Source organism: Saccharopolyspora sp. NPDC002578 (genome assembly GCF_053592695.1).
In genome coordinates, this window is record NZ_JBSFWJ010000168.1 from 1 (window position 1) to 1,193 (window position 1,193).

Annotated in this window: 1 protein-coding gene; it reads right to left on the bottom strand. The window is 71.9% G+C overall.

All coding sequences use genetic code 11. From position 1 onward, the window contains the following. Nucleotides 1-82: 82 nt before the first annotated feature. A partial coding sequence (locus ACWD38_RS30335; protein WP_450125448.1) for an acyl-CoA dehydrogenase family protein occupies nucleotides 83-1,193 on the bottom strand: 1,111 nt, incomplete at its 5' end.

A 1,193-nucleotide genomic window follows, 5' to 3' on the forward strand; every position in this document is an offset into this window, starting at 1 on the left:
CTTCTCGCGAGGACAGCTTTTTCCCTCGTGGCGGAGCCACTTGGGAAAAAGATCCCGCAGCGAGAAGACAGCTGAGGTTCCGCTACCCGGACACCCGAGCAGAACAAGATCGAACGTGGCGGGCGATGAGCATGCGTTGGATCTGGTTTGTGCCTTCGAAGATCTGGAGGACCTTCGCTTCGCGCATGTAGCGCTCGGCGGGGAAGTCGCGGGTGTAGCCCGCGCCGCCGAGGACCTGCACCGCGTCGGTGGTCACCTTCATCGCGGCGTCGGTGGCGACGAGCTTCGCCACCGACGCCTGCATCCCGAACGGCCGGCCCGCGTCGCGTCGCCGCGCCCCGTCCAGGTAGGCGGCGCGGGCGGACTGCACGGCGGCGGCCATGTCGGCGAGCAGGAACTCCACGCCCTGGAACTCGATGATCGCCTTCCCGAACTGCGTGCGCTGCCGCGCGTAGTCCACGGCGAGGTCCAGCGCCCCCTGGGCGAGCCCGACGGCGCAGGCGGCGATGCCGAGCCGGCCGGAATCGAGGGCGTCTAGCGCGATGGACAAGCCCTGGCCCTCGTCGCCGATGAGCCGCTCCGCCGGTACTCGGGCGCCTTCGAACCGCAGCTCCGTGGTGGGGGAGCCGGTGAGGCCCATCTTGCGTTCCGGCGGTGCCGCCGACAGCCCCGGCGTGCCGCCGTCGACGAGCAGGCAGCTGATGCCGCGCGGCCCGTCGTCGGAGGTCCGCGCCATCAGGGTGTAGAAGTCCGCCACGCCGCCGTGCGTGATCCACGACTTGCTGCCGGTGACGACGTAGTCGTCGGCGTCGCGCTCGGCGCGGGTGCTCAGCGCGGCGGCGTCGGACCCGGCGTGCGCCTCGGACAGCGCGTAGCCGCCGAGCAGCTCCCCGCCGATCAGCTCCGGCAGCCAGCGTTCGCGCTGCTGCGCGGTGCCGTGGTGGGCGAGCGGGTAGCAGGACATGGTGTGCACGGACAGGCCGACGCCGACGGTCATCCAGGCGCTGCTGAGCTCTTCGAGCACCTGGAGGTAGACCTCGTAGGGCTGGGCGCCGCCGCCGTGCTCCTCCGGGTAGGGCAGGCCGAGCAGGCCGGAGGCGCCGAGCAGCTGGAACGCCTTGCGCGGGAAGCGCTCCTGCTCTTCGGCGCTCGCGGCGGCGGGGGCGAGCTCGTCGCGGGCGATCTCCGCGGTC